This window comes from Micromonospora sp. RL09-050-HVF-A, assembly GCF_019374995.1.
GTDB classification, from domain to species: Bacteria; Actinomycetota; Actinomycetes; order Mycobacteriales; family Micromonosporaceae; genus Micromonospora; species Micromonospora antibiotica.
In genome coordinates this window covers 2,441,634-2,468,321 of record NZ_JAGKQP010000002.1, presented here as the reverse complement: position 1 = coordinate 2,468,321, position 26,688 = coordinate 2,441,634, and the positions used below count along the sequence as shown (strand labels likewise).

Below are 26,688 nucleotides of genomic sequence, written 5' to 3'. Positions count from 1 at the left end.
GCCGTCGATGCGGGAGGACCAGATGAGGCTCGTACACCGGCGGCCCCTGCTCGCGGGAGCGCTTGCCGCCGCCACCCTGGTCGGCGTCGTCGGGGTCGCCACCTCGGCCTCCGCCGCCACCGGCTGCCGGGTGACCTACACGGTCTCCAGCCAGTGGAACGGCGGGTTCGGGGCCAACGTCGCCGTCACCAACCTCGGTGACCCGCTCAACGGTTGGCAGCTCACCTGGTCGTTCACCGCCGGGCAGCAGATCACCCAGTACTGGAACGGCACCGTCACCCAGAACGGCGGCCGGGTCACCGTCGGCAACACCACCTGGAACGCCGCACTCGGCACCGGGGCGAGCACGTCGTTCGGCTTCAACGGCTCGTGGAACAACGCCAGCAACCCGGCACCGACCGACTTCGCGCTCAACGGCACCCCCTGCACCGGTAGCACCACCCCGCCCACCACGCCGAACACACCCACCCCGGGCACCCCGCCACCCACCCCCAGCACCACCCCGAGCGGCGCGGAGGCGACCATCGTGCCCGACCCGTCCTGGACCTGCGGCCGGTCCGCAGGCCTCGTGCCCCCGACCCGTGGCCGGCTGGTCTTCCGCGCCACCGCCCAACTCGGCGCGATCCGCGACGTCGGCGTCACCCAGTACGGCCACCGCCGCATCCTCGACATCAGGGGCGGCACGATCACCGGGGACCGGATCAACGGCACCATCCTCACCGGCGGCCTCGACCTCGAACTCACCCTCGGCACCGGCGCGACCGAGCTGGAACAGGTCGCCATCCTGCGCACCGGCGACGGCACCCCGATCTACCTGCGCACCTGTGGCGTCGCACCGGCCGGCGAGTCCACCGTGCGGATCGTGCCCGACTTCGAGGCCCCGAACTCCAGCGCGTACGCCTGGTTGAACACCGGGACGTACGTCGGCACCCGGACCGTCGACACCGCGACGAACACCCTCACCCTGGCCGTGTACGACGTCGCCGGGGTGTCCCCGGCCGACCCGCGCGTGCAGCTACGCGACCCGGCCGGGACGGCCAACCAGTCGTGGGACTGCCTGACCGGCAGCGGCACCCGGGGCTCGGCGGTGTTCACCGAGACCGTCACGCTCGGGGCCAGCGTCTCGGTCGGGGCCAGCAAGCGCGGCACCCGCAACATCATCCCCATCACCGGCGGCACCATGACCGGCCGGGTGACCGGGACCGTCCTGCCCGGCGGGGCGGACTACCAGCTCATCGGCGCGACCAGCACGCTCGACGCCCGGTACGTGCTGTCCACCAACGACCGGGAGCTGATCCTGGTCCGCAACTGCGGGGCGTTCGGCCGGCTGGTGCCGACGTTCGAGGCCCGCGCCGCCGGCCCGTACGCCTTCCTCAACGCCAACACCTGGCTCAGCTCCGACCCGGGTTCCGCCCCGGGCGGCGTGAGCATCACCTTCTACGAACGCCGCTAGCGCGGGGGAGGGTGCCCGCCCCTCCGCCCCGACGCCCGGCCCCGTCCCACGGTCCCCCTGGTGAGGCGGGGCCGGGTGGCACCGCTCAGGTGTCCAGCGCCAACCGGGCCACCTCGTCGGCGCACCCCCAGGACAGCGTCACCCCGGCACCCCCGTGGCCGTACGCGTGCACCAGCCGCCGCCCCGGCGCGGCCCGCACCGCCACCCTCGGCCCACCGTGCCGGGCCGGCCGCAACCCGACCCGCACCCCCAGCACGGGGGCGTCGGCCAGTTCCGGCACCAGCGCCACGCACCGGGCCCGGATCGCCGCCGAGGTGGCCGGGTCCGGGCCGGTGTCCCACTCGTCCGGCTCGAAGGTGCCGCCGAGCACCACGTCGTGCCGGCGCGGGTGCACGTAGGTGATCCCGGCCGGGTTCTCCTCGTCCCGGACCGAGGTGGTCAGGCCCGGATTCGCCACCAGCACCAGGTGCCCGCGTACCGGGTGCACCGCCGGGTCGTCGGCGAGTCGGCCGGCGGCCAGGCCGGTGGCGTTGACCACGGTCGGGGCGAGGGCGAAGCCGTCGTCGAGGCGGTCGAGCCGACCGGCCCGGAGCACCCCACCGGCGGCCGTGAACCGGTCCCGCAGCCAGTCCAGATAGGGCGACATCTCCACCGTCGGGGCGGTGAACCGCAGCTGCGCCGCGTACGGGCCGAAGCCCGGCCCGGTCACCAGGTCGCCGGTCGCCGCCGCCCACCACGGCGGGCCCACCCCCGGCCGGCGCAGCAGCATCCGGGTCGGCCGGGCCACCACCCCGGGCACCCCGGCGGTGGCCTGCCGGCCCAGCTCCGTGTGCGTCTCGGTGGCCCAGCGCAGCACCCGGGGGTCGGCGTCGGTGTGGCTGGGGTACCAGACGGCGGCGGCCACCGCCGACACCGTGTCTTCGGGCGGGTCGGCGGTCAGCAGTGTCACCCGTACGCCCCGCTCCCGCAGCCGCACCGCCGCCGTCAACCCGATGATCCCGCCCCCCACCACCAGCACGTCCGTGTCCATCGTCGACCTTCCCGTCGGTGCCGCCCGCAGTGCGGACGACCGGACCTGGATCGTCTCCCCGACCCGACGGACCGGTCCAAGACAGAATCGGCGGCCGGCGATAAGTGCCGCTTATGCTCCCCGGATGGGGGCACCACCGACCACCGGTCCGACCCGACCGGACCACGACCGGGACCGGCCGGACCCAGGGCGGGACGGGTGGGACCTGCGCCGGTGGCGGTACTTCGTGGTGCTGGCCGACGAACTGCACTTCACCCGGGCCGCCGCCCGGCTGCGGATCGCCCAACCGGCGCTCAGCCAGCAGATCCGCGCCCTCGAACGGCAGCTCGGGGTGACCCTGCTGCACCGGGACAGTCACGGCTGCACGCTGACCGGGGTGGGCGCGCAGGTGGCCGGTGAGGCCCGTCGGCTGCTCGCCGAGGTGGATGCCGCCACCGCCCGCATCCGGGACCTGGTCGGTGGGCGCGGCGGTCGCCTGCGGTTGGCGTACACCCGCTCGGCCCGGGGTGGTCGGGTGGACGCGCTGGTGGCCCGGTTCCGGGCGGCGCACCCCGAGGTGGAGGTCGTCCCCGAGACCGGCTGGACCGCACCCAACGTGACCGGGCTGCTCACCGGTCGACTCGACGTCGCCTTCGTCCGTCCGCCGCTACCGGAGGCGGGGCTGACCTGCCACCCCGTCGACCGGGAGGAGTTGCTGCTGGCGGTGCCGGTGGGGCATCCGCTCGCGGCCGGCCGGGCCCGGGTGCGCCGGGCCGAGGTGGTCGGGCTGCCCGCGGTGATGTGGCCCCGGGCGAACGGCCCCGGCATGTTCGACCGCACCATCGCCCAGGTGTGGCCCGACGGCGGTTTCCACCTGGTCCGCCAGGAACCCGACGACGAACAGTTGCTGCGCGCGGTGGCCGGCGGCGACGTGGTCGCGGCCGTCCCGGCCGGCCGGGCCCGTGCCCTGAAGGTTCCGGGGGTACGCCTGCGGCGCTTCGCCGCCCCGGTGCCGACCGTCGACGTGGCCCTGGCCTGGCGGACCGGCACCACCGACCCGGCCGTCCGTCGGCTCGTCGCCCTGCTCGCCACCTGCTGATCCGTCAGGCGTCGTCGTGGCGTCGGATCCTGCGGGGGTGTGGACCCGTTCGCCGGCGCAGTTTCGCCGCCATTGCTCGACGAACCCGGGCGCACTCCGACGGATATCCGACAATGGACGGTCCCGACGTTTCTGCCGGTGAATATGAATCGCCGAGCGCATTCGCGGCGAGTAATGTGCTGCCTCCCACGGCCCGTACGAACCGCCGTGTTCGTGGAATCGTCCCACTCTGCTCGTGGGTGGTTCGGCCGTGCCCATGGAATCGTCCCGCCGTTTCGGCAGGTGACGCTGTAGTCGAGGAGCCCTGACGTGTCCGACATGGACAGCGCCCCGCAGCCCGGACCCGAAGTCGACCCCGCCCCGGCCCGGAACGTGCCACCGGCCGGGTCGCCGACCGCGCCGCCCGCCGGGTCGCCGACCGCGCCGCCCGCCGGGGCGGTGGCCGGGTCGCCCGCCGACGAATCCGGGGACCGGTTCGCCCACCGCCCGCCCGGCTACCCGAGTGCCCTGGTCTGGTTGCGCGCCGGCATCCTGCGGGACTGGCGGGGCGTGCTCGGCTCGTTCCTGGCCACCTGGTTCTACGTGCCGTTGGCGCTGGTGGCAGCCGTCTGGGGCGGCCTCGCCCTCGGCCTCTACGGGCTGATCGCCGGGGGCACCCAGTCCGAGGAGGCGGTGCCGGCGCTGCTGCGGGACGCCCCGCTGGTCGGGCCGCTGCTGGAAGCCTTCGTGGCACGTTCCGGCGGGGTGGTCGGCGGGTTCGCCGGGTTCGCGCTCGGTGCCCTGGTCGGTTTCCTGGCCATCCTGGTGCTGCCCTGGCGCAACGCCTTCGACGAGCCGGCGAACCTCTTCACCGGCCTGGCCGGGATGGTGGTCGCCGCAGGCCTCGTCGGGCTGCTCTATACCGTCGGGCGGGTGCTGCTGGAACCGTGGCTGCTGGGGGTCTCCGGCGCGCGTCTGCTCAGCCGTCGCGAGGCCGAACGGCTGCGTCCGCTGCTGAGCGACTGCGCGGCCCGGCTCGGCCTGCCCGGTGAACCCCGGCTGCTGATCGAGGACGACCCGGTGCTGACCAACGCCCGCGCGTACGCCCGGCACGTGGTGGTGAGCACCGCCGTACTCGACTGCACCGACGAGGAGATCGCCGCGCTGCTCAGCCACGAACTGGTGCACTGGCGCACCGGCGACGAGGTGACCAGCGCGTTCATCCGGGGCGTCGGCCTGCCGCTGGTGCTGGTGCACGCACTGCCGGCCTGGCTGATGCGCCGGTTCCCGCACCCGGCCACCGACTTCGTGGTGTTCCTGTTCTTCTGGCCGGTGCTGCTCACCATGCGCTACCTGGTCCTGCCCTGCCACCGCCGGGACGTCCGGGCCGCCGAGTACCGGGCCGACACCGGCGCGGTGCTCGCCGGGCACCGGGAGGGGATGCGCGCCATGCTGGAGCGGCGGCGCTCCTTCGAGACCGGGCGCAGCGGCTGGGACGAGGCGGTCTGCGCCACCCACCCGCCGTCCGAGCTGCGCCTGGACCGGCTGGACCACCCCGTCCCCGACCCGGCCACCGACCGCGCGGCCACCGCACGCGGCCTCGACGAGCTGTTCGGCGGTACGACGGGTGCGACGGTCGGTTCCCGCCGGGCGCTGCTGCTGGTCGGCGCGCTGGTGCTGGTGAGCTGCCTCGGCGGCGGGTTGACGGCGACCCAGTGGGCGTTCTTCCGCCCCCAGGCGGCCGTCAGCGACTACTTCGCGGCCCTGGACGACCACGACGCCCCCGAGGCGCTCGAACGGCTCACCCCCGGCGTGCGGGCGGCGCTGGGCGACAGCGGGCAGCTCGCCCGGATGGTGGCGGCGAAGGACTACCGCCCGCCCACCGACGTCTCCGTGACGGGGGTGGAACGCGACGGCGACGAGGCGGTCGCGACGGTCGCCTACACCCTCGCCGGGCGGAAGCTGACCGCCGAGCTGCCGTTGCGCCGCGACGACTCCGCCGTGCTCGGGCTGTTCCACCGCTGGCACCTCGACGCCGCCCCGGCGACCCTGACCCTGCCCGGCGGCCCGGCCCCGCTGACCGTCAACGGGGTGCCCGCACCCACCGGTGAGGAGGGGGTCGCGGTACCGCTGCTGCCCGGGGCGTACACGGTCGCGGGGGAGAGCAACGCGCTCAGCGAGACGGCGCCCCGGGTGGTCTACGTCGTACCCGGGCAGCAGAGCGTGAGCGGCGCGGAGCTGACGCCCACCCTGCGACCCGAGGCGCTGGCGGCGGCGGAACAGAGCGTGCGGTCCTACCTGGACGGCTGCGCGGCGCAGGCGGTGGCCGCGCCACCGGGCTGCCCGCTGCGCTACTACAGCGGCGGTTCGACGGTGAAGAAGATCGCCTGGAAGATCACCGAATACCCGAGGATCGAGCTGACCCTGACCGGCCCGACCACCGCGCGGGTCTCCACCGCGTACGAGTCGCAGGGGTCGGCGCGGGCCACCGGCAGCACCGTCGGCTACTTCGGGACCACCCCGTTCAGCGACACCCAGACGGTCGGGGTCAGCGGTGTGCTGTCGGTGGTCGACGGCAAGCTGACCTTCCAACCCGGTGACGACTGAGCCGGCGTGTGCCGACTGAGCCACCCGGTGTCGACGGTGCCGTCCGGTGCCGGGTCGCACCGTGGCGACGACTGATAGGGAGATCGAGATGACCGCCCCCCGTTCCACCGCCCCGGCCCGGCTGGTGCTGGCCCCGCGTGCCGCCGGGCCGCACCGGGTGCCGCTGCTGGCCTGGCTGCACCGCGACCCGCGCTACCGGGCCCTGGTCCGCGACGCAGGCCCGGGGGGCGGGGCCGGTGGCCGGGCCGGTTTCAGCGACGCGGTGATCATCGCGGTGGTGGCCCAGGGGTTGCTGCCCGGCCTGTTCAACCTGGTGCAGAGCTGGGTGGACCAGCAGCGGACCGAGGTGAGCATCCGGCTCCAGGTCGGCGACTCCGAGGTGGAGATCCAGGTCAACGGCCGTACCGACGCGGCGAAGCTGTTGGACGAGGCCCAGCGGGCGCTGCGCCCGACCGACCCCGGCAACGAGATCACCCCCGGCGGCTGACCCACCGCCACCCTGCCCCGAGCCGACCCGGGCCCGGGCCCGCCCGCCCCGGGCCCGCCCGCCCCGGGCCCGCCCGCCCCGGGCCCGCCCGGCGTGCGGCGCTCGGGGCGTCGGGGCTCAACGAGGGGGCGATGTAGCGGTATCCGCAGCTTGGGATGCCGCTACATCGCCCCCCTCGTGTGCCGGGCGCTGCGGGAGGAACGGGGTTCCGGTCTCGTCCGGGGCCGGAAACCACATCGCTCCCGTCGTGGGTCGGGTGCTGCGGAGGCTGTCGGAGGCACTTTTCGCCGAGACCCTTATGCCTGTCCGTCATATTTATGACGGACAGGCATAAGGGTTGTTCGACCTGTTGCCGTCAGGCACGACGCGCCGGGGCGGGTCGGTCAGGCGGCCTTGGCCAGGGCGTCGTACTCCTCGTCGGTGAGCTGCACCTGGGCGGCGGCGACGTTCTCCTCCAGGTGACCGACCGAGGACGTACCCGGAATGGGCAGCATGACCGGCGAGCGGCGCAGCAGCCAGGCGAGCGCGAGCTGGGCGGGCGTCGCCTCGTGGCCGGTGGCGATGGCGTCCAGCGGGCCGCCCGGCTTGGCCAGGTTGCCGGTGGCGATCGGGAACCACGGGATGAACGCCAGGTCGTTGCGCTCGCAGTGCTCCAGGACGTCCTCGGCGCTGCGGTCGGCCAGGTTGTAGAGGTTCTGCACCGACACGATCGGGGTGATCTGCTGCGCCGCCTCGATCTGCTCGACGGTCACCTCGGACAACCCGATGTGCTGGATCTTGCCCTCCTGCTGGAGCAGGGCCAACTCGCCGAGCTGGTCGGCCAGCGGCACCTTCGCGTCGATGCGGTGCAGCTGGTAGAGCCCGATCGATTCCACGCCCAGGTGCCGCAGGCTCAGCTCACACTGCTGGCGCAGGTATTCCGGCCGCCCCACCGGCCGCCAGTCACCCGGCCCGGAGCGGGTCAGCCCGGCCTTGGTCGCGATGACCAGGTCGTCGGCGTACGGGTGCAGCGCCTCCCTGATCAGCAGCTCGGACACGAACGGCCCGTACGAGTCGGCGGTGTCGATGAACGTGACGCCCAGCTCGTACGCCCGGCGTAGCACCCGCACCGCCTCGGCCGGGTCCTTCGGGTCACCCCACACCCCCGGGCCGGTGAGCTGCATGGCCCCGTAACCGAGCCGGTCGACCTGGAGGTCGCCACCGATCCGGTAGGTGCCGGACGCCTTCGCGGGCTGACTGCTGGACCCCATGTGCCGTACCCCGATCCTGTTCGTTGTCGTCAGCGGCAAATCTAGCCACCGCCTCAACGCCTTTCCCGAAGATCGCCGTCGGCAACACCCACGGGCCGAATGTGGGCACCGACACGGGTGCTCAGCCGACGTGCCGGATGACCACCAGCGCCTGGTCGTCGTCGGAACCGGAGAGCTTGGCCAGCAGGGTGTCCGCGATCGCCTCCACCGGCTGGTCGCGCACCGGCACGATCACCTCGTGCAGGGCCGTCACCCCGGCGTCGTACGCCTGGTCGCGCCGTTCCACCAACCCGTCCGTGTACGCCACCAGCAGGTCACCCGGGCCGAACGCCACCGTGGTCACCGGCACCGGATCACGGACCAGCCCCAGCGGCAGCGAGTGCCCCGTCCAGACCGTCTCGGGGGGCCGCCCCGACGGCAGCAGCACCGGGTGCGGATGCCCCACCCGGGCCACCTGCGCCTCGCCGGCCACCGGGTCGACGACCATCGCCAGGCAGGTGCCGAGGAACCCGACCCCGAGCAGCCCGGTCAACCGGGGGAACACCTCGGCCAGCGGCACCCCGGACCGGATCAGGGTGTTCACCACCGTCCGCAGCTGCGCCATGTCGGCCGCCGCCTCGACCTGGTGGCCCACCACGTCGCCGACCACCACGGCCAGCCGGCCGTCGTCCAGGTCGACCAGGTCGTACCAGTCCCCGCCCAGGTGCAGGCCGCTCATCGCCGGCTGATAGCGGGTGGCCACGTCCAGACCGGGGGGCCCGACCGTGGCCGAGGTGCGCAGCCGGCCCGCGAGCCGGGTCACCAGGTTGTGCTCGGCGGCGGCCAACCGGACCCGCTCCAGGGTCTGCTCGCACAGGTCGGCGATGGTGTCCAGCAACGCCAGGTCGTCGTCGGGCAGCGGACGTTCGCGGGGCCAGCCGAAGCCCAACGCGGCGATGGGCCGCCGGGAGGCGTCCAGCAGCGGCAGCACGACGGTGGTCACCATCCCGTACTCGCCGGCCGGGTCCGGCAGGCCGGGATGCCGGGCGGCGAACTCGGCCCGGTTACGCAGGATGATCCGTTCCCCGGTGCGCAGCGCGCGGGCGATCGGCCGGGGATCGTCGATGGTCAGGTCGTCGAAGGTGGCGACCAGCCCGCTGGGCAGCTCCGCGTGCCACAGCCGGACCCGTCGGCCCTCGTCGCGCATCGCCAGGCCGGGCAGCGCCGCACCGAGGGCCATCGGCGCGGCGTCCAGGATCACCTCGATCGCCTCACCGGTGGACCGGGTGACGCTGAGCCGGGCGGCGAACTCCGCCATCGCCCGCGCGGACGCGGTCAGCTCGGCCCGCCGTAACGCCTGGCTGCACAGCCCCGCCACCGCGTCGAGCAGGATCCGGCGGGCCTCCTCGTCGGCGACCGGCCCGTCCCAGCGCACCTCCAACGCCCCGAGCACGGTGCCGGTGCCGTCGCGCAACGGCAGGCACAGCCCGTCGGGCAGCGCGACGGTCGCCTCCTCGCGTACCGCGCGGGCCAGCGGCGCGTCGTCGGCCACCGCGAGCCGACCGGGGCCGTTCCCGTCGGTCACCGTCAGGTCCAACGCGCCCGCGGTGGCCACCGCGACCCGGACTTCGGTTGCCCCGACCAGCGCCGGCGTGACCGTGATGACCACGTCCGTCACCGCCGTGCGGGTCCCGGCGGCGCTGAGCGACCCGGCGAGCCGGGCCAGCCCTTCAGCCTGCCGCAGCGCCTGACGCCGCTCCCCGGCCGCCGGGTGTGGGGCCTGCTGGCCGGGGTCCCGGCGGCCACGGCGGCGCACAGCGGGAACCCCGGTGCTGGTGGCGGTCCCGGCGCTGGTGGTGTCCGACCGTGGGGATCCGGTCGGGTCGTCGGCGTCGGTGGCCCCGCCGGTGGGGCCGATCGCCTCGGCGACGGTGGTGAAGACGCCGCCGGGCCGGCCGGTGGCGTCGACGATCGGAGCCGACGAGAAGACCAGTCGGTGGCGCTCCGCGCCGGAGCCGACCTCCCGTTCCTGCCGGCAGGTCACCTGGCCCGTGGTCAGCAGCCCGGTCAGCGTCGGCACCGCGTCCGGCCAGACCGCCGCCCCGGGTTGGCCCGGCTCCTGCGCGCCGACCGGGTCGGGCAGCGCGAGGTACCCGTCGTTGGGCAGCAGCACGAGTTCCGGTCCCCACCAGATCGCGGCCGGTTCGGGGCTGTACAGGCAGATCACCAGGGCGGTACGCAGGCTCGCCGGCCAGTCCTCGACGGGCCCGAGCGGGCTGCCGGCCCAGTCGTGCCCGACGATCCGACGGCCGGCCCGGCCGGCCCGGGAGAGCAGGTCCCGCCAGCGTGCGTCGTCCGGCGGCCGGGGAGCGGCGGCGGAGCGAGTCATGTCGGGACCTCCGCTCTGCGGATCGAGCGCTTCCCCATCAGTCGGACCGTACCAGCGTGGGCCGATCCGCACGTCTGTCGATCATCCGGTTCGGGTCTGCCGGAACGTCGCCCCCGCTGTCCGACGGGCCCGTGCCGGGGCCCGCCCGGCGGACCCCGACCCGGTGCGCCGCCCGCGTCGGCCGTCCCGCTCCGGTCCCGGTGCCCGCCGTCGGTCCGGGTCGGTGCCGGCGACGGTCCGGGGAGGCGGTCCGGGGAGTTGTCCCGACCCGCCGCGAGGGGTGTGCCCACCGTGCGACGCTGGCCGGGTCCGGGGCAGACCGGCGCGGGGTGGCGCCGACGCGGGGAAAGGGACGCGATGACGGGTACGCCGCAGCTGGACTTCGCACTCGACACGTACGAGTGCATCGTGCTCTATCCCGGCCCGGCCGGTCGGGTGCTGCCGAAGGAGACCGTGCAGCGGCTCCAGGCCGAGCACTTCGCGCACATGCGGGCCCTGCAACGCCGGGGTCTGGTGCTGGTGGCCGGCTCGATCGACGGCCCGGCCCGGGAGCCCGCCCCGCCGATCGGCATCGGCCTGGCCCGCACCGGCTCGGTCGAGGACGTACGCAGCGTGATGGAGGCGGACCCGGCGGTGCAGGCCGGTCTCTACATGGTCGACGTGCTGAGTTTCCTCTGCCCGGCCGGCTCGTTGGAGTTTCCGCTGGTCAAGACCGACAGCTAGGGGCGGCGGGGTCCGGACGTCGGGTCGTGGTGACCGACGGTGCCGGTGTCGGGGCGGACGAGCACGGGAGCGCGCGGACGGCGTTGGTCCCCGGGCGGTACGATTCCCGGCGCGCGGTCGCCGATGCCCGCGACTCCCCGACGTCCCGGCGTGGGCTGCGTCCCGCCGGCCAGGCGCCCACCCCGCGCGTCGTCGGACCCCTGTTCCTCAGTCCGCAAGGGGTCGACCCCCAGGTCGACCCGGAGGAGAGACTAGCCTGATGGGCGTGAACCGCCGCGCGAAGATCGTCTGCACTCTTGGTCCCGCCACCTCGTCCCCGGAGCGGCTCCGGGGCCTCATCGAGGCGGGCATGAACGTGGCCAGGCTGAACTTCAGCCACGGCAGTCACGCCGACCACGAGTCGGTGTACCGCATGGTCCGCGAGGCAGCCGAGGCGGTCGGCGTGCCGGTCGCCATCCTGGCCGACCTCCAGGGCCCCAAGATCCGGCTCGGCAAGTTCGCCGACGGGCCGCACGAGTGGCGTACCGGCGACTCGGTGGTGATCACCGGGGACGACATCCTCGGCACCCGGGACCGGGTCTCCTGCACCTACCGCAAGCTGCCCCAGGAGGTGAAGCCGGGTGACCGGCTGCTGATCGACGACGGCCGGGTCGCCGTCGAGGTCAGCGACGTCACCGGCAACGACATCCGGTGCCTGGTCACCGAGGGTGGCCCGGTCTCCAACAACAAGGGCGTCTCGCTGCCCAACGTGGCGGTCAGCGTCCCGGCGATGTCGGACAAGGACGCCGAGGACCTGCGTTTCGCCCTCGGCCTGGGCGTCGACCTGATCGCGCTCTCCTTCGTCCGTACGGCGGAGGACATCAAGCTCGTCCACAGCATCATGGACGAGGAGGGTGTGCGCCGTCCGGTGCTGGCCAAGGTCGAGAAGCCCGAGGCGGTCGACCACCTGGAGGCGATCGTGCTCGCCTTCGACGGCGTCATGGTGGCCCGGGGCGACCTCGGTGTCGAGATGCCGCTGGACCAGGTGCCGCTGGTGCAGAAGCGGGCCGTGCAGCTGTGCCGGGAGAACGCCAAGCCCGTCATCGTGGCCACCCAGATGCTCGACTCCATGATCGAGAATTCCCGGCCCACCCGCGCCGAGGCCTCCGACGTGGCCAACGCGGTGCTCGACGGCGCGGACGCGGTGATGCTCTCCGGCGAGACCAGCGTCGGCAAGTACCCGGTGCTCACCGTCAGCACCATGGCAAAGATCATCACCACCACCGAGGCCGGTTCGATCGGGGTGCCCCGGCTCCAGCACGACCCGCGCACCCACGGTGGCGCGCTGACCGTGGCGGCGTCCTCGATCGCCCGCGCCATCGGGGCGAAGGCGCTGGTGGCCTTCTCGCAGACCGGCGACACCGTCAAGCGGCTCAGCCGGTTGCACTGCGACCTGCCGCTGCTGGCCTTCACCCCCGTCCCCGAGGTGCGCAGCCAGCTGGCGCTCTGCTGGGGCGTGGAGACCTTCCTGATGCCGTTCGTCCAGCACACCGACGACATGTTCCGTCAGGTCGACCAGGCTCTGCTCGGCCTCAACCAGGCCACCCCCGGCGACTACGTGGTGATCGTCGCGGGCAGCCCGCCCGGCACCCCCGGCTCCACCAACACCCTGCGGGTGCACCAGCTCGGCTCCCTGGTCGACGCCGCCTCCGCCCGGGCGCTCCAGTGAGCACAGGGAAACTCCCGGTGAGCGTGAGGAGCACGCCGGGTTTGCGCGCCCCGCAGTCGCGAACAGAGCCAGCCCGGTGAGCGCGAGGAGTGAGCCGGGTTTGCGAGCCCCGCAGTCGCGAACAGAAGCAGGCCGGTGAACGGGCGTCCGGCGGCGACCGGTCAGGCCGCGGTCGACCAGCTCCTCGAGGTCCTCGACCTCGACCACACCGGCTCGATGACCTTCCGTGGGGTCAGCCCCTCGGTGGGTCCGCAGCGGGTGTTCGGGGGGCAGGTCGCCGGACAGGCACTGGTCGCCGCCGGGCGCACCGTCGACCCGGACCGGTTCGTGCACTCGCTGCACGGCTACTTCGTCCGGCCCGGCGACCCGGCCGAGCCGATCGACTACCAGGTGGAGAACGTCCGGGACGGGCGGTCCTTCTCGGTCCGCCGCTCGGTGGCGTTGCAGCACGACAAGCCGATCTTCTTCATGTCGGCGTCCTTCCAGCGGCAGGAAGAGGCCCTGGAACACCAGGCCCCGACCCCGCCCGACGTGCCCGGCCCGGACGACGTGCCGACGATGTCCGACCGGCTGGCCCGCTATCCGGAGCGGCTCGGCATCTGGGGGCAGATTCCCCGCCCGATCGACGTCCGCTACGTCGGCGAACCCGGCTGGGTACGCCCCGGCGACCGGCCCGCCGACCCGCACCAGCGGGTCTGGATGCGCATCGACGGCAAGTTGCCCGACGATCCACTGCTGCACGCCTGCGCGCTGACCTACGCCTCGGACCTGACCCTGCTGGACTCGGTCCTGTCGGTGCACGGCGAGGTCTGGGGTCCGGGCGGTCTGGTCGGGGCGAGCCTGGACCACGCCCTGTGGTTCCACAGGTCGTTCCGGGCCGACGAGTGGTTCCTCTACGACTGCTGGAGCCCGTCCGCCTCCGGTGCGCGGGGTTTGGCCACCGGCCGGCTGTTCACCCTTGACGGCCGGCACATCGCCAGCGCCGTCCAGGAGGGCCTGCTGCGCCGCGTCGGCGCCTGAGCGGACCCGCCCGCGCCGGGTCGCCGCCACCCGCTGACCGTGGGGTGCGGGGAAGGTGGCGCGTCGGGCGGTGGCGGTGCGCAGGTGGTCGGGCAGGGACCGGCCGGGTGGTCAGAAGCTGCTGACCACCTTGACCAACGCCTCGTCGATGGTGGTCGGGTTCTTGGCGTCGAACGCCTTGCCGGACGACGCCTTGGCGATCCGGTCCAGCGCGGCCAGGTCGGACTCCTGGTCGAAGGCCACGCAGAAGACCTTCACCGGCTTGTTCGGGTCCAGTGCGATGTCCCGCAGCAACCGGTCCAGGTCGCTGTCCTTCTGGTATTCGTTCTTGCCGTCGGTGAGCACCACCACCGCGTTGATCCGCTTCGGGTCGTACCTGTCGAGCAGGGAGCGGTGTGCCGCGCGGACCGTCGCGTACAGGGCGGTGTTGCCGCCGATGCGCAGCCCGGCCAGCTTCCGGTTGAACGCTTCCCGGTTCAGCGGCGCGAGCCGTACCTCCTCGCTGTACGGCTTCTTCGGCCGTTGCGGGGTCTCGCTGGAGAACGACCAGAGCGCCACCTGGTCGGCGGCGTTGAGCAACCCGATCGCCTTGCTGGCGGCGTCGGTCGCCACCTGGAACCGGGTCCGGTCGCCGACGGTGGCCTTCATCGAGCCGGAGGTGTCCACGGCGAGCAGGATGTTCGCCTTCTTGCGCAGGGTGTCCCAGCTGCCGAGGATCGCGCCGACCACCTCCGGGGTGGGCGGGTCGAAGTAGGTGAGCCGGTCGCCGCCCGGCCCGGCCACCGTGGCCAGCAGCGTGTCGGCGGGCTGGCGCTCGTCGTCCCGGAAACCGAGCGCGGCGAAGCTGCGTTGCTGCGGACCGTCGCGGAGGAACGTGAGGAAGTCCTCGGCGGCCTCGCGTTGCGCCGGGTCGGCGGAGGGCAGCACCACGTACGGGTGGTCGAGGTTGAAGGTGCCCTCCTTGGGGTGCACCGCCACCAGCGGGACCCGGGGCTTGCTGCCGGTGGGGCTGAGCTGCCCCTGGTTGTAGAGGTAGACCAGCTCCTCCTGGAGGACGATCGCGCTCATGTCCGTGGCCGGGGTGTCCCCGGTGGCGGTGGCGTCGGCCTCGGCGAGGTTGCGCAGCAGGTCCACCGAGTCGTCGCTGTAGTGCGAGACGTTGGCCTCGATCCGCCTGACGAACTGGGTCACCGCCGGCTGGGCGAGGTCCTCGCTGGTCAGGTCGCTGGCCCGGCTGACCGCCGCGTAGTAGGTGGCGATGGTGGCGGCCAGGCCGGAGGTGGACAGGTGCGGGTTGTCCTTGCCGAAGGTGAACCGGCCCCACTCGGGCTTGCCGAACGCCGCCCAACCGGTGTCGCCGGAGAGGCCGAGCACGTCGGCCCAGCCGAGCGGGCCGCGCTGCTGCACCACCTCGCCCCGGTCCTTGGGCATGGCGATGACCAGGGGACTGTTGGCGATGGACGGGTACTGCCCGGGGGTCTGGGCGGGTCGGCCCGCCGCGGAGTCCAGCAGGCGCAGCTGCCCGGTCCACAGTGACGAGGTGGGCAGCCACACCTGTGGTTCGGCGACCTTCGGCTGGGTGAGCGCCCACCCGCCGGCCAGCGCCTCCATCGCCTCGCCCGAGTTGAGACCGTGCACGGTCACCTGCGCGCACCGCCCACCGAAGCGCCGGTCGGCGGCGTTGTACCGGTCGGCGAGCTGGGCGACCAGCGCGCTCTTCTCGGTGGAGGAGCTGACCTCCAGCGGTACGCAGTCGGCCCGGTCGGTGCCGGGCGTGGGCCGGACGTACAGGTACGCCCCGGCGATCACCGCGAGCCCCGCGACGACGGCCACCGCGTGCGGCAGCCACGGTCGGGCGGGACGCTGACCGGTGGCCATCGGCTCCTCCAGGGGTTGGTTCGGCGGGTCAGGTGTCGGTGCGCGGTGCCGGCACGGGCGGCGGTGGGGGACCGTCCGGCGTGGTGGACGGGGTCAGCGCGGCGGCGACGAGCAGACGGACACCGTAGACCACGACGAGGGTGAGCGCGCCGACGGCGGCGGCCGTGCCCACGGCGGTGCTGGCGACGTACCCGGCGGCGAAGCCCACCGCGCCGAGGAAGATCGCGAGGGACATCCCCCACGGGTCGGTCCACTGTCGACGCAGCCGCCGCCCGAAACCGTCCCGCCGGGTCGGCGGGGTGACCGGGCCGGCCGGTCCGTCGTCGTCCGGGTGGGTGTGGGGGTGAGGGCCGGGGCGGGGGCGGTGGCCCGGGTCCCCGGGGTGCCGTCGGTCCGGCCGGGCGGGCCGGGTCGCCGCCGGTGGGGCGGTCGCCGGGTCGGTCGGTACCTGCGGAGTGTGGTGGGAGGTCGACGTGGTGGGCCACGGTGCCGCCGCCATCGCCGGCCCGCTCGGCCCGTGCGGTGCCGGGTGGCCGGTCGAGATGGTCGGCCCGGGTCCCGCCACCCCGGCGGTCGGCCACGGGTCCGCCGCCGCGCCGGTCGGCCAGGGGTCGGCCACCGCGCCGGTCGGCGCGGGCGGGGCGGCCGGCGGGGAGGACAGGGTACGGGGCAGCTGCTGGGTGGCCGCCGCGTCGGTGCCGGCCCGCAGCACGGTCTGCAACGGCACCTCGCGGGTGTCCCGCCCGAGCAGCCGCAGCAGCACCTCCTGGGCGGTCGGCCGGGCCCGGTGGTCCTTGTCCAGGCACTGGCCGATCAGGGTGGCCAGTGGGCCGGTGAGCCCGGTCAGGTCCGGGGGGTCGTGCAGGATCCGGTGCAGCACCGCCGCGACGGGGCCGGTGCCGAACGGTGGTTGTCCGCCCGCCGCGAAGGCGATGGTCCCCGCCCAGGCGAACACGTCGCTGGCCGGCCCGACCTCGTCGTCGCGGAACCGTTCCGGGGCCATGTAGGGGGCGGTGCCCATGACGCGGTTGGTCATCGTCTCGGTGACGTCCAACGCGCGGGCGATGCCGAAGTCGATCACCCGGGGGCCGTCCGCCCCGAGGATGACGTTGTCCGGCTTCAGGTCGCAGTGCACCACGTCGGACTGGTGGATCGCGGCGAGCGCGGTGGCGGTGCCCACGGCCAGCCGGTGCAGCGCGTTGCCGCTGATCGGGCCCTGTTCACGGACGTGCCGTTGCAGGGTGACGCCTTCGATGAACTCGCTGACGACGTAGGGCAGCTCACCGTCGACGTCGGCGAAGAGGATCTGCGCGGTGCAGAACGGCGCGACCCGGCGGGCGGCGGCGATCTCCTTGACGAACTGTGCCTTCGCCCGGGGATGCTGGTGCAGGTCCACGTTGATCACTTTGACCGCGACCCATCGGCCCTGCTCGTCGCGGCCCAGGTAGACCACGCCCTGGCCGCCCGCGCCGAGCCTCCCGACCAGTTCGTACGGCCCGGCCTGGCGGGGGTCGCGGGGGCTCAGCGGTGTCACGTCCGGCATCGCTGTCGCTGCCCCCATCGGCCGGTTTTCGGTGCGCTGGTGTGTGTCGTGGTGTGCCGGCGACCCTGCCGGCGACAGGGGTATGGTGCCACGTCCCCGCCACCGGGACATGACACCCTGCCCGTTCGGTGGAGGGTGACGACCCGGCCGGCCGGGTCGCCGACTAACCTTGCGGCCATGCGCCTCTCCGCTCGGGTCGACTATGCCCTACGCGCGGCCGCCGAGCTCGCGGCGGTCGCCGATGGCGGGGACTCCGGACGGTCCCGTCCCGTCACCGCCGAGCAGATCGCCCGGGCGCAGGACATCCCACCGAAATTCCTGGAGAGCATCCTGCTCCAGTTGCGTCGGGGCAGCATCGTGCACGCCCAGCGGGGTCCCGAGGGCGGTTACTGGTTGGCCCGCCCGGCGGCCGAGATCTCGCTCGCCGAGGTGATCCGGGTCATCGACGGTCCGCTCGCCCACGTCCGGGGGCAGCGCCCCGAACAGCTCGGTTACCACGGTGCGGCGCAGGCGTTGCAGGAGGTCTGGATCGCGTTGCGGGCCAGCGAGCGGGCGATCCTGGAGCAGGTCACCATCGCCGACGTGGCGGCCGGGACACTTCCCGGCCGGATCACCGAGTTGGCTGCCGACCCCCGCGCCTGGAGCTGATCCGCCGCGCCCCGGGGCGTCCCACCCACCGATCAGGGGTTGACCGGGGAGCCGCCGTGCCGCATTCTCGACCAAGTCGATAGGAGATGCCGAAAAGTTCGGAGGGCTCGTGCGCAAGCTTCTGATCCTCGCTCTGGTCGGGTTGGCCGCACAGCTCGTCGACGGCGCGCTCGGCATGGCGTACGGGCTGACCTCGTCGACGCTGCTGCTCTTCGTCGGCGTCGCCCCGGCCGCCGCCTCGGCGTCGGTGCACCTCGCCGAGATCGGCACCACGCTCGCCGCCGGTGTCGCGCACTGGCGGTTCGGCAACGTCGACTGGCGGGTGGTCACCCGGATCGCCCTGCCCGGCGCGGTCGGCGCGTTCGTCGGGGCCACCTTCCTCAGCTCCATCTCCACCGAGAACGCCGCCCCGTGGATGGCCGGCATCCTGTTCACCCTCGGGGCGTACCTGCTGGTGCGTTTCTCCCGCCCGCTGCGCCAGCGCTCCGGTGCCGGGCGGCTGCGTGGCCGGTTCCTCGGCCCGCTGGGCCTGGTCGCCGGGTTCGTCGACGCCACCGGCGGCGGGGGATGGGGTCCGGTGGCCACTCCGGCGCTGCTGGTCTCCGGTCGGATGGAGCCCCGCAAGGTGATCGGGTCGGTGGACACCGCCGAGTTCGTGGTGGCCGGGGCGGCCAGCATCGGCTTCCTGATCGGCCTGGGCAGCGAGGGTTTCCTGCTGCCCACCGTCGCGGCGCTGCTGATCGGCGGCCTGATCGCCGCGCCGGTGGCCGCCTGGCTGGTGCGGATCGTCCCCGCCCAACTGCTGGGCGCCACCATCGGCGGGGTGATCGTGCTGACCAACGCCCGCATCCTGCTCAAGGCCGGTGACGCCGGGTCGACCGTGCGTCCGGTGGTCTACGTGCTGCTCGCCGTGGGCTGGGTGGTCGCCCTGACGTTCGCCGTCCGGGCGTTGCGCCGCACCCGTCGGGCCCGCGCCATCGTCGACGCCGCCACCGCCGAAACCCCCGCCGTCACCACCCCCGCCGACGCGCCCAGCCCCGCCGTCGCCGTCGCCACGTCGCCGTCGCCGGACACCGCGGCTTCCGCTGTCGCGGCCGGGGTCGTCGCCGGGGCCGCCCCGGCCGACGCCGACGACGACCGGCTCGCCGTCGTCGAGCGCTGAACCACCGAGGGGGTACGCGGCCGACCGTCGCGGCCACGGCGACCGTCGCGCACCGGTGTGACCCGTACGGGGCGGCGACGGTCACCCGGGAAGCGCGTCGCCCCGGGCGGCTCCATCCGTGGCGGTGTCCCCGGCCAGCAGGTCCGTGGCCGCAGCCGACAGCAGTGCCCAGGCCCGGTCCACGTGCTCCGGCCCGGTCAGCGGTGCGCCGACGGCCAGGCGCAGGGTGTACCGGCCGTTGACCCGGGTGTGCGTCAGGTGCACCTGACCGTCGTCGTTGACCCGGGCCAGCAGGGCCGCGCTGGCCTCGTCGCCGGCCCGTAGCCGGAATGTCACCAGGGAGAACGGGTGCGGGGCGGCGATGGCGAACCGGTCGTCGGCGCGGACCCGGGCGGCGAACCGGTCGGCCAGGGCGATCCCGGAGCGCAGGTGCGCGCGCAGCCCCTCGACGCCGTACCAGCGCAGGACGAACCAGAGCTTGAGCGCCCGGAAGCGGCGGCCCAGCGGGACCTGCCAGTCCCGGTAGTCGATCACCGCACCGGATTCGCTTGCGGCGTTGCGCAGGAACTCCGGCATGACGGTCAGCGCCTCGATCAGCTCGCCCCGGTCGGCCACCCAGAAGGCGTCGCAGTCGAAGCCGGTGAGCAGCCACTTGTGCGGGTCGAAGCAGTACGAGTCGGCGTGCTCCACCCCGGCGTGCGACCAGCGCAGCTCGGGGCAGACCGCCGCCGCGCCGGCGTACGCGGCGTCGACGTGCAGCCAGATGCCGTGTTCGGCGCAGATCGCGCCGATCTCCGGCAGCGGGTCGACGGCGGTGGTGGAGGTGGTTCCGATGGTCGCCACCACGATGGCCGGCACCTCGCCTTCGGCCAGGTCCGCCTCGATCGCCGCCCGCAGGGCCGCCGGGCGCATCGCCTGGGTCTGCGGGTCCACCGCGATGGTGCGGACGCCCTGCCCGCCGAGGCCGGCGATGCGGGCCGCCTTCTCGATCGAGGAGTGCCCGTGTGTCGAGGTGTACGCCCGGTACCGGCGGTCGACGCCCACCTCCCGCCAGCGGCCCCCGCTGGCCCGGTGCAGGGCGGCCAGGGTGGCGACCAGGGTCGCCGAGGAGGCGGAGTCCTGGATGACGCCGCCGCCGGTGCCGGTGGAGCGGAACCGCGCGGGCAGGTCCATCAGTTCGACCAGCCAGTCCAGCACCACCGTCTCCAGTTCGGTGCCGGCCGGGTTGGTGGCCCAGAGCATGCCCTGGCTGCCGAGGCCCGAGCTGACCAGGTCGGCGAGCACGCTGGGGCCGCTGGTGTTCGCCGGGAAGTAGCCGAAGAAGCCGGGGTGCTGCCAGTGGGTGACCCGGGGCACGATGATGTCGTCCAGGTCGGCCAGCATCGCCGCGACCGGTTCGCCGTGCGTGGGCGGGGTGGCCGGCAGGGCGGCGGTGACCGTGCCGGGCGGGTCCCGGGGGACCACCGGGCGCTGGTCCAGCGTCCGCCAGTAGTCGGCGACCCAGTCGACCACCGCGTACCCGGCGCGACGGAACTCCTCGGGGTCCATGTGCTCAGCCATGGGCCGAGTCGATCAGGTGGGCCGGTCGGGGGCAAGGGCGGGTACGGGTTGTGCGGGCGGAAAGCGTTGTCCTACGATCCGACTGCGCGGAGTCGAACCATGGACGTCGATGCAAGGCGTCCCGTCACCACCGTCAGCACGGCGCTTCATCCCGCCGGCCCGGGCAGGCCGGCGTCGGCACCGTGCGCTGACCTCCGCGAAAGGCGTTTCCGTGCACCTGAGCCCACCCCGTCGTCGCGCCGCGTTGCTCGCCGCCGCCGCGGCCACCACGCTCGCCGCCGGCACCCTCACCGCCGTGACGGCTTCGGCCGCCGCCGCCGGTTGCCGGGTCGATTACAAGATCAGTAGCCAGTGGGGCGGCGGCTTCGGCGCCGACGTCCTGGTCACCAACCTCGGTGACCCGATCAACGGCTGGACGTTGACCTGGTCCTACACGGCCGGTCAGCAGGTGGCCCAGGCGTGGAACGCCACGGTCACCCAGTCCGGGGCGCAGGTCAGCGCCAAGGACGCCGGCTACAACGCCGCCCTGGGCACCAACGGCACCGCGAGTTTCGGCTTCAACGCGTCGTGGAACAACGCCAGCAACCCGACGCCGGACAGCTTCGTGCTCAACGGCACGACCTGCACCGGTGGCACCGCGCCGACCACCGCGCCCCGACGACCGCACCGCCGACCACGCCCCACCCACCACGCCGCCGCCGACCACCCCACCCCCGACGACACCGCCGCCGACCACGCCCCCGCCGACCGATCCGCCGGCCGGGGCCAAGCAGTTGGAGGATCTCGACCGGGGGCTGATCAGCGTCCGCTCCGGCAGCGGGAACCTGGTCTCCTGGCGGCTGCTGGGCACCGAGACCTCCGGGGTGTCGTTCAACCTCTACCGGGGCTCCACCAGGGTCAACGCCTCGCCGATCACCGGGGCCACCAACTACCTGGACAGCGGGGCGGCGGCCGGCTCGGCGTACACCGTGCGGGCGGTGGTGAACGGGGCCGAGCAGGCGGCGTCCGCGTCCGCGCTCCAGTTCGCCAACGGCTACCTGGACGTGCCGATCCAGCCGCCGGCCGGGGGCACCACCCCGAGCGGGGAGGCGTACAGCTACTCGGCCAACGACGCCAGCGTCGGTGACCTCGACGGCGACGGCGACTACGAGATCGTGCTCAAGTGGGACCCGTCCAACGCCAAGGACAACAGCCAGTCCGGCTACACCGGCAACGTCTACGTCGACGCGTACACCCTGACCGGCAGTCGGTTGTGGCGCATCGACCTGGGCCGCAACATCCGGGCGGGCGCCCACTACACCCAGTTCCAGGTGTACGACTACGACGGCGACGGCAGGGCCGAGGTGGCCATGAAGACCGCCGACGGCACCCGCTCGGGCACCGGTCAGCTGATCGGTTCGTCGTCGGCGGACTACCGCAACTCCAGCGGCTACGTGCTGTCCGGCCCGGAGTACCTGACCATGTTCAACGGGCAGACCGGTGCCATCGCCTCCACCGTCAACTACGACCCGCCGCGCGGCACCGTCTCGTCCTGGGGCGACTCGTACGGCAACCGGGTCGACCGGTTCCTCGCCGGCACCGCCTACCTGGACGGGCAGCGGCCGTCGCTGATCATGGCGCGCGGCTACTACACCCGCGCGGTGATCGCCGCCTGGGACTTCCGCAACGGCACCCTGACCAAGCGGTGGACGTTCGACTCCAACGCCTCCGGCAACTCGGCCGCCGCCGGCCAGGGCAACCACCAGCTCTCGGTGGCCGACGTGGACGCCGACGGCCGCCAGGAGATCGTGTACGGCGCGGCCACCATCGACGACAACGGCCGGCTGCTCTATTCCACCGGCAACGGCCACGGCGACGCCCTGCACGTCGGTGACCTGGACCCGGGCCGGGCCGGCCTGGAGATCTTCAAGGTCGACGAGGACGCCAGCAAGCCCAGCTCCTGGTTCGCCGACGCGCGGACCGGTCAGATCATCTGGAGGACCGCGGCCAACGGCGACAACGGTCGGGGCGTCTCGGCCGACATCTGGGCCGGCAGCCCCGGTGCCGAGTCGTGGTCGGCGGCGGTCGACGGGCTGGCCAACACCAGGGGGCAGAACATCGGCCGCAAGCCGTCGTCGATGAACTTCCTCGCCTGGTGGGACGGCGACCCGGTGCGTGAACTCCTCGACGGCACCAAGATCGACAAGTACGGCACCGGCGGCGAGACCCGGCTGCTCACCGGCAGCGACGTGGCCTCCAACAACAGCACCAAGTCCACCCCGGCGCTCTCCGGCGACATCCTGGGCGACTGGCGCGAGGAGGTGATCTGGCGCACCGGCGACAGCCGGGCGCTGCGGATCTACAGCACGCCCACGCCGACCAGCACCCGGATCTACACGCTGATGCACGACGCCCAGTACCGCGCGGCGATCGCCTGGCAGAACACCGCCTACAACCAGCCGCCGCACCCGGGCTTCTTCATCGGTGACGGCATGTCCACCCCGCCCACGCCCAACATCTACCTGCGTTGACGGTGCGGGCCCGGCGCTGGCCGGGCCCCACAAAGCAGGCACCGGGTCGCCAGCCGCGGAATCCGCTCAGCTGGCGACCCGGTGCACCACACCGCAGCACCCCCGACCCGTCCCGACCGGGAGTGCCGTACCACCACCGGTAATAAAGTTAGAGGTCGTCCGCAACGGTGGGGTGACGTCGCTATGAAGAGCGTGTTTCAGACGCTGCGGGACAGCCCGCCGACCACCTTCTCGGCCACCAGCTCGAACGAGCGCACCCGGTCGGCCACGTCGTACACCATGGTGGTGAGCATCAGCTCGTTCGCGCCGGTGCGGGCCAGCAGCTCGGTGAGCTGCCGGCGGACCGTCTCCGGTGAGCCCATCGCCTGACCGTCGCGGCGCTGCCGGACGAACTCCCGCTCGATCTCGGTGTACGGATACCGGGCGGCGTCGTCGGGGCTGGCCAGCGGCTCCGGCCGCCCTGAGCGCAGCTTGAGGAACGACAGCCCGGCGGGGCCGGACAACCACTCGGCCCGCTCGTCGGTGTCGGCGCAGACCACGTTCACCGCCACCATCGCGTACGGCTCGGTGAGCCAGCGCGACGGCCGGAAACTCTGCCGGTAGAGCTGGAGCGCGGGCAGGGTGTGCTGGGAGCTGAAGTGGTGGGCGAACGAGAACGGCAACCCGAGCAGCCCGGCGAGCTGCGCGCTGAACCCGCTGGAGCCGAGCAGCCAGACGGCGGGGGACTGGCCCAGCCCCGGGCTGGCGGTGATCGCGCCCGGGTCGTCGCCGCTGAAGTAGTTCATCAGGTCGGCCAGCTCCCGGGGGAAGCCCTCCGCCGACAGCCCCTCCATGGTCCGGCGCAGGGCCAGCGCGGTCCGCTGGTCGGTGCCGGGGCCCGGCCGATGCCCAGGTCGATCCGGCCCGGGTGCAGCGCCTCCAGGGTGCCGAACTGTTCGGCGACCACCAGCGGCGCGTGGTTGGGCAGCATCACCCCGCCCGAGCCCAGCCGGATCGTGGTGGTGTGCGCCGCCAGGTGGGCGAGCAGCACCGCCGGTGCGGAGCTGGCGATCGCCGGCATGTTGTGGTGCTCGGCCACCCAGAACCGGCGGTATCCCAGTTCCTCGGTCCGGCGGGCCAGCTCGGTGGTGTGCGCGAGGGCCTCGGAGGCGGTGGCCCCGGCGGCGACCGGAGCAAGATCAAGAACAGACATCGGTACGTCGATCACGACTTTCCCCAACCCGCCCCACGCCGGATATGTTCCCTGGCCGGCGCGGTCCCCCGTCCGGTCCAGGGGAGGACGGGCAGGTCGACGAGGTCGTGGGGGTCGGCATCGCGACACCGCTGTCGTCGCGGGGTCATGAGCCGGGGCACCCCGGTCGACGCGGGGCCCGGGGCCTGCTCGGAGCAGGCACCCGGGTCACTGTGCGTACGTGCAGGTGGTGCCGGGAGCGGGATTCGAACCCGCAAGCCCTTTCGGGCAGAAGTGTTTGAGACTTCCGTGTATGCCGTTCCACCATCCCGGCGGGTGCTGACAACTGTACCCGACTAGGCTCTTGCGGGAGTATGGGCGGTAGCTGTGCCGAGATCGATGGTGGGGGTAGGGCTGGTGGCCGAGACGCAGACGGATGCCGAGCGCAGGCGGGTGTTGATCGCCGAGGACGAGGCGCTCATCCGACTGGACCTGGCCGAGATGCTGGTCGAGGAAGGTTACGAGGTCGTCGGTGAGGCCGGGGACGGCGAGACCGCCGTCCGGTTGGCCGAGGAACTCAAGCCCGATCTGGTCATCCTCGACATCAAGATGCCGATCATGGACGGGCTGGCGGCCGCCGAGCGGATCGCCGGCGCCCGGATCGCCCCGGTGATCATCCTGACCGCGTTCAGCCAGCGTGACCTGGTGGAACGGGCGCGCGCCGCCGGGGCGATGGCCTATCTGGTCAAGCCGTTCCAAAAGAGCGACCTGGTGCCGGCGGTGGAGATCGCCCTCTCCCGCTACTCCGAGATCGCCGCCCTGGAGTCGGAGGTGGCCGGGCTCACCGACCGGCTGGAGATCCGCAAGACGGTCGAGCGCGCCAAGGGTGCGCTGATGACGACGTACGGGATGACCGAGCCGCAGGCGTTCAAGTGGATCCAGCGCACCGCGATGGACCACCGGATGACCATGAAGGAGGTCGCCGAGCGGATCCTCGCCGAGACCGCCGGCGGCGAGATCGCCGAGCAGCCCACCGGCTAGCCGGCCGGGGCGGGGCGTCCGCCGGTTCCGGAGACCACCGTCGGTGGCTAGCATCGATGGATGGCCTCTCGGTGGAGCTTCGCGGTGCTGGTTGTGCTCGCCGCGTCGCTGGTCGCCTGTGATCCGGCGCCCACATCGACCGGTGAGCAGCCGCCGGTCCGACCGGCGTGGCAGCCGCTGACCCTGCCGCCACCACCGGGTCCGCCCGGCCGGGTGCTGCTACGCGACGCGACGGCCTGCGCGGGTCGGTGGTACGCGGTCGGCGGCGTCGCGGATGCCGACGGCGGCACCCGACCGGCCGCCTGGGCCAGCCTGGACGGTACGACCTGGGCGGTGGTGCCGATCGTCGCCGAGTCCTTCTACGGCAGGCAGAACGTGCTCTCCGCAGCCGGCTGCCGCGACGGCGCGTTGGCGGCCGTCGGTGCCAAGACCGGTGGTGCCCACGGCAATCCCCGGGTGAGCACCTGGCGGCAGGGCCCGGACGGCGCACTGGTCGAGGTGTCGGCGTCGTTCGAGACCTACGGCGGGCCCAAGGCGGTGAACGTGTCCCGCCTGGTGGGTGGCCCGCCGGGCTGGTTGATCGTCGGCAACCGCTCCAGCGGCGCGGCGGCGTGGGTGTCCCCGGACGCGGCGGACTTCGCCCTGGTGGAGGGGGCGCCGGAACTGGCCAGTGACGGAGGCGGGATCACCTGGGCCTTCGACGCCACCGCGGTGCCCGGCGGGTGGCTGGCGGTCGGCGGGGTGCTGCCGGGTGGTCGCATCGACCGTGACCCGGTCGCCTGGTCGTCGGCGGACGGCCGCAGTTGGCGGCGGACGACGCTGCCCGGGACGGACCGCTACGAGGAACTACAGCGGGTGGTCCTGACCGGCGACGCGGTGGTGGCGGTCGGGTTGCGGGGTACGGCGTTCGGCGCGTGGCGTCGCGACGACGACCGCTGGGTGGCCGTCGGCGGGTTCGCCGGTGCCGTGCCGTCGCGGGTCCCGTCGGTGGACGCCCTGGTGGCGGCGGACGGCCGGCTGGTGGCGGCGATCTCGGACGGGATATCGCGTGCGGTCTGGACGTCGGTCGACCGGGGCGGTTCCTGGCGGCGGATGGAGCTGCCCGGGCCGGTGCCGGCGGGTGTGGACGGGGACGTCGCGGTGGTGGCGGTGGGGCGGCGACTGTGGATCTTGGTCGACGACGGTGTCCGCCCGGCGGTGTGGACGGCGGAAGTGCCCGCGGACGGCGGGGTCGAGCGACGTGGTGAGGGGCCGAGGTAGAGCTCCAAGGACCAGTCAGGGGCCGACCTGTTACGGGCTCCTGGCCGATCACGCACGTCTTCGTAACGGTTTCGCAGACCACGGGCCAAGGTCTTCCCCGGTCGTATGAGTGTCGGTACGCTCCGCCATCACGAGCCGTAACGCAGGGGGCGTTCCTGCTGGGTGGGTGGTGGTGCGGGCTGTACGGTCGCCGCCCTCCCAGGATGGTCGCC

The 26,688-nt window shown here is 73.5% G+C and carries 18 protein-coding genes, 1 tRNA gene and 2 pseudogenes; 13 read left to right on the top strand and 8 right to left on the bottom strand.

Annotated features, from left to right (window positions below; genetic code table 11):
* Positions 1-22 precede the first annotated feature (22 nt).
* Complete coding sequence (locus J7462_RS10485) at positions 23-1,453, top strand: DUF3237 family protein (protein ID WP_255597666.1); 1,431 nt, start codon at positions 23-25, stop codon at positions 1,451-1,453.
* A gap of 85 nt (positions 1,454-1,538) precedes the next feature.
* On the opposite strand, the gene J7462_RS10480 is transcribed toward J7462_RS10485, so the two are convergent.
* Positions 1,539-2,483 carry an FAD-dependent oxidoreductase gene (locus tag J7462_RS10480; protein WP_219463826.1) on the bottom strand — a complete coding sequence of 315 codons (945 nt, stop codon included), beginning with the start codon at positions 2,481-2,483 and terminating at the stop codon, positions 1,539-1,541.
* Between the two features lie 124 nt (positions 2,484-2,607).
* On the opposite strand from J7462_RS10480, the gene J7462_RS10475 reads away from it, so the two are divergent.
* From J7462_RS10475 to J7462_RS10465, 3 genes are all read left to right on the top strand, one after another.
* Positions 2,608-3,561: a LysR family transcriptional regulator gene (locus J7462_RS10475; protein WP_255597665.1), complete on the top strand. Its 954-nt coding sequence runs from the start codon at positions 2,608-2,610 to the stop codon at positions 3,559-3,561.
* Positions 3,562-3,879: 318 nt separating this feature from the next.
* Positions 3,880-6,147, top strand: a complete 2,268-nt coding sequence (locus J7462_RS10470) for a M48 family metalloprotease (protein WP_255598425.1) — start codon at positions 3,880-3,882, stop codon at positions 6,145-6,147.
* Between the two features lie 88 nt (positions 6,148-6,235).
* Positions 6,236-6,634, top strand: coding sequence for a hypothetical protein (locus J7462_RS10465; protein WP_219463820.1), 399 nt, complete (start codon positions 6,236-6,238; stop codon positions 6,632-6,634).
* A gap of 383 nt (positions 6,635-7,017) precedes the next feature.
* On the opposite strand, the gene J7462_RS10460 is transcribed toward J7462_RS10465, so the two are convergent.
* Together J7462_RS10460 and J7462_RS10455 are read right to left on the bottom strand one after the other, a co-directional pair.
* Positions 7,018-7,884, bottom strand: a complete 867-nt coding sequence (locus J7462_RS10460; protein WP_219463819.1) for an aldo/keto reductase — start codon at positions 7,882-7,884, stop codon at positions 7,018-7,020.
* Between the two features lie 121 nt (positions 7,885-8,005).
* The gene (locus tag J7462_RS10455; protein WP_219463818.1) at positions 8,006-10,252 is read right to left on the bottom strand and encodes a PP2C family protein-serine/threonine phosphatase; all 2,247 of its coding nucleotides are present in this window, start codon (positions 10,250-10,252) and stop codon (positions 8,006-8,008) included.
* A gap of 357 nt (positions 10,253-10,609) precedes the next feature.
* On the opposite strand from J7462_RS10455, the gene J7462_RS10450 reads away from it, so the two are divergent.
* The 3 genes from J7462_RS10450 to J7462_RS10440 all read left to right on the top strand — a co-directional run bounded on the left by J7462_RS10450 (position 10,610) and on the right by J7462_RS10440 (position 13,703).
* Positions 10,610-10,975, top strand: a complete 366-nt coding sequence (locus tag J7462_RS10450) for a YciI family protein (RefSeq protein WP_208569252.1) — start codon at positions 10,610-10,612, stop codon at positions 10,973-10,975.
* Positions 10,976-11,234: 259 nt separating this feature from the next.
* Entirely contained in the window at positions 11,235-12,683 is a 1,449-nt protein-coding gene (pyk, locus tag J7462_RS10445) for a pyruvate kinase (RefSeq protein ID WP_219463817.1), read from the top strand.
* Positions 12,684-12,818: 135 nt separating this feature from the next.
* The gene (locus J7462_RS10440; protein WP_208569250.1) at positions 12,819-13,703 is read left to right on the top strand and encodes an acyl-CoA thioesterase II; all 885 of its coding nucleotides are present in this window, start codon (positions 12,819-12,821) and stop codon (positions 13,701-13,703) included.
* A 111-nt stretch (positions 13,704-13,814) separates the two neighbouring features.
* Here J7462_RS10440 and J7462_RS10435 read toward each other — a convergent pair whose 3' ends face one another.
* Entirely contained in the window at positions 13,815-15,581 is a 1,767-nt protein-coding gene (locus J7462_RS10435) for an extracellular solute-binding protein (protein ID WP_219463816.1), read from the bottom strand.
* A 28-nt stretch (positions 15,582-15,609) separates the two neighbouring features.
* Positions 15,610-17,124: a serine/threonine-protein kinase gene (locus J7462_RS32940; RefSeq protein WP_219463815.1), complete on the bottom strand. Its 1,515-nt coding sequence runs from the start codon at positions 17,122-17,124 to the stop codon at positions 15,610-15,612.
* A gap of 177 nt (positions 17,125-17,301) precedes the next feature.
* On the opposite strand from J7462_RS32940, the gene J7462_RS10425 reads away from it, so the two are divergent.
* Together J7462_RS10425 and J7462_RS10420 are read left to right on the top strand one after the other, a co-directional pair.
* The gene (locus tag J7462_RS10425; protein WP_219463812.1) at positions 17,302-17,772 is read left to right on the top strand and encodes an Rrf2 family transcriptional regulator; all 471 of its coding nucleotides are present in this window, start codon (positions 17,302-17,304) and stop codon (positions 17,770-17,772) included.
* 109 nt (positions 17,773-17,881) lie between these two features.
* Positions 17,882-18,934, top strand: a complete 1,053-nt coding sequence (locus J7462_RS10420; protein ID WP_219463810.1) for a sulfite exporter TauE/SafE family protein — start codon at positions 17,882-17,884, stop codon at positions 18,932-18,934.
* A gap of 81 nt (positions 18,935-19,015) precedes the next feature.
* Here the strand turns inward: J7462_RS10420 and J7462_RS10415 are convergent, their stop codons facing one another.
* Entirely contained in the window at positions 19,016-20,494 is a 1,479-nt protein-coding gene (locus J7462_RS10415; protein ID WP_255597664.1) for a pyridoxal-dependent decarboxylase, read from the bottom strand.
* Between J7462_RS10415 and J7462_RS33585 the strand changes: the two are divergent.
* Positions 20,481-21,059, top strand: a pseudogene (locus tag J7462_RS33585) (cellulose binding domain-containing protein); the annotation flags it as partial. The gene J7462_RS10415 and the pseudogene J7462_RS33585 sit on opposite strands and share 14 nt — an antisense overlap.
* Before the next feature lie 64 nt (positions 21,060-21,123).
* Complete coding sequence (locus J7462_RS10410; RefSeq protein ID WP_374197514.1) at positions 21,124-23,004, top strand: rhamnogalacturonan lyase; 1,881 nt, start codon at positions 21,124-21,126, stop codon at positions 23,002-23,004.
* Positions 23,005-23,201: 197 nt separating this feature from the next.
* Here J7462_RS10410 and J7462_RS10405 read toward each other — a convergent pair.
* Together J7462_RS10405 and J7462_RS10400 are read right to left on the bottom strand one after the other, a co-directional pair.
* Positions 23,202-24,196: pseudogene (locus J7462_RS10405) on the bottom strand (LLM class flavin-dependent oxidoreductase).
* Between the two features lie 227 nt (positions 24,197-24,423).
* Positions 24,424-24,509 (bottom strand) — tRNA-Leu (locus tag J7462_RS10400).
* 83 nt (positions 24,510-24,592) lie between these two features.
* Between J7462_RS10400 and J7462_RS10395 the strand changes: the two genes are divergently transcribed.
* Both J7462_RS10395 and J7462_RS32935 read left to right on the top strand, forming a co-directional pair.
* Positions 24,593-25,216, top strand: coding sequence for an ANTAR domain-containing response regulator (locus J7462_RS10395; RefSeq protein WP_208569243.1), 624 nt, complete (start codon positions 24,593-24,595; stop codon positions 25,214-25,216).
* 60 nt (positions 25,217-25,276) lie between these two features.
* On the top strand, positions 25,277-26,476 hold the full coding sequence (locus J7462_RS32935; RefSeq protein ID WP_219463808.1) for a hypothetical protein: 1,200 nt from the start codon (positions 25,277-25,279) through the stop codon (positions 26,474-26,476).
* Positions 26,477-26,688 lie beyond the last annotated feature (212 nt).

What these genes read in the sequence shown, in the direction of transcription:
- J7462_RS10455 (WP_219463818.1), bottom strand. Translation starts at nt 10,252, where the DNA reads ATGACTCGCTCCGCCGCCGCTCCCCGGCCGCCGGACGACGCACGCTGG.
- J7462_RS10465 (WP_219463820.1), top strand. Translation starts at nt 6,236, where the DNA reads ATGACCGCCCCCCGTTCCACCGCCCCGGCCCGGCTGGTGCTGGCCCCG.
- J7462_RS10480 (WP_219463826.1), bottom strand. Translation starts at nt 2,483, where the DNA reads ATGGACACGGACGTGCTGGTGGTGGGGGGCGGGATCATCGGGTTGACG.
- J7462_RS10450 (WP_208569252.1), top strand. Translation starts at nt 10,610, where the DNA reads ATGACGGGTACGCCGCAGCTGGACTTCGCACTCGACACGTACGAGTGC.
- J7462_RS32940 (WP_219463815.1), bottom strand. Translation starts at nt 17,124, where the DNA reads ATGCCGGACGTGACACCGCTGAGCCCCCGCGACCCCCGCCAGGCCGGG.
- pyk (WP_219463817.1), top strand. Translation starts at nt 11,235, where the DNA reads ATGGGCGTGAACCGCCGCGCGAAGATCGTCTGCACTCTTGGTCCCGCC.
- J7462_RS10460 (WP_219463819.1), bottom strand. Translation starts at nt 7,884, where the DNA reads ATGGGGTCCAGCAGTCAGCCCGCGAAGGCGTCCGGCACCTACCGGATC.
- J7462_RS10470 (WP_255598425.1), top strand. Translation starts at nt 3,880, where the DNA reads ATGGACAGCGCCCCGCAGCCCGGACCCGAAGTCGACCCCGCCCCGGCC.
- J7462_RS10435 (WP_219463816.1), bottom strand. Translation starts at nt 15,581, where the DNA reads ATGGCCACCGGTCAGCGTCCCGCCCGACCGTGGCTGCCGCACGCGGTG.
- J7462_RS10485 (WP_255597666.1), top strand. Translation starts at nt 23, where the DNA reads ATGAGGCTCGTACACCGGCGGCCCCTGCTCGCGGGAGCGCTTGCCGCC.
- J7462_RS10475 (WP_255597665.1), top strand. Translation starts at nt 2,608, where the DNA reads ATGGGGGCACCACCGACCACCGGTCCGACCCGACCGGACCACGACCGG.
- J7462_RS10415 (WP_255597664.1), bottom strand. Translation starts at nt 20,494, where the DNA reads ATGGCTGAGCACATGGACCCCGAGGAGTTCCGTCGCGCCGGGTACGCG.
- J7462_RS32935 (WP_219463808.1), top strand. Translation starts at nt 25,277, where the DNA reads ATGGCCTCTCGGTGGAGCTTCGCGGTGCTGGTTGTGCTCGCCGCGTCG.
- J7462_RS10425 (WP_219463812.1), top strand. Translation starts at nt 17,302, where the DNA reads ATGCGCCTCTCCGCTCGGGTCGACTATGCCCTACGCGCGGCCGCCGAG.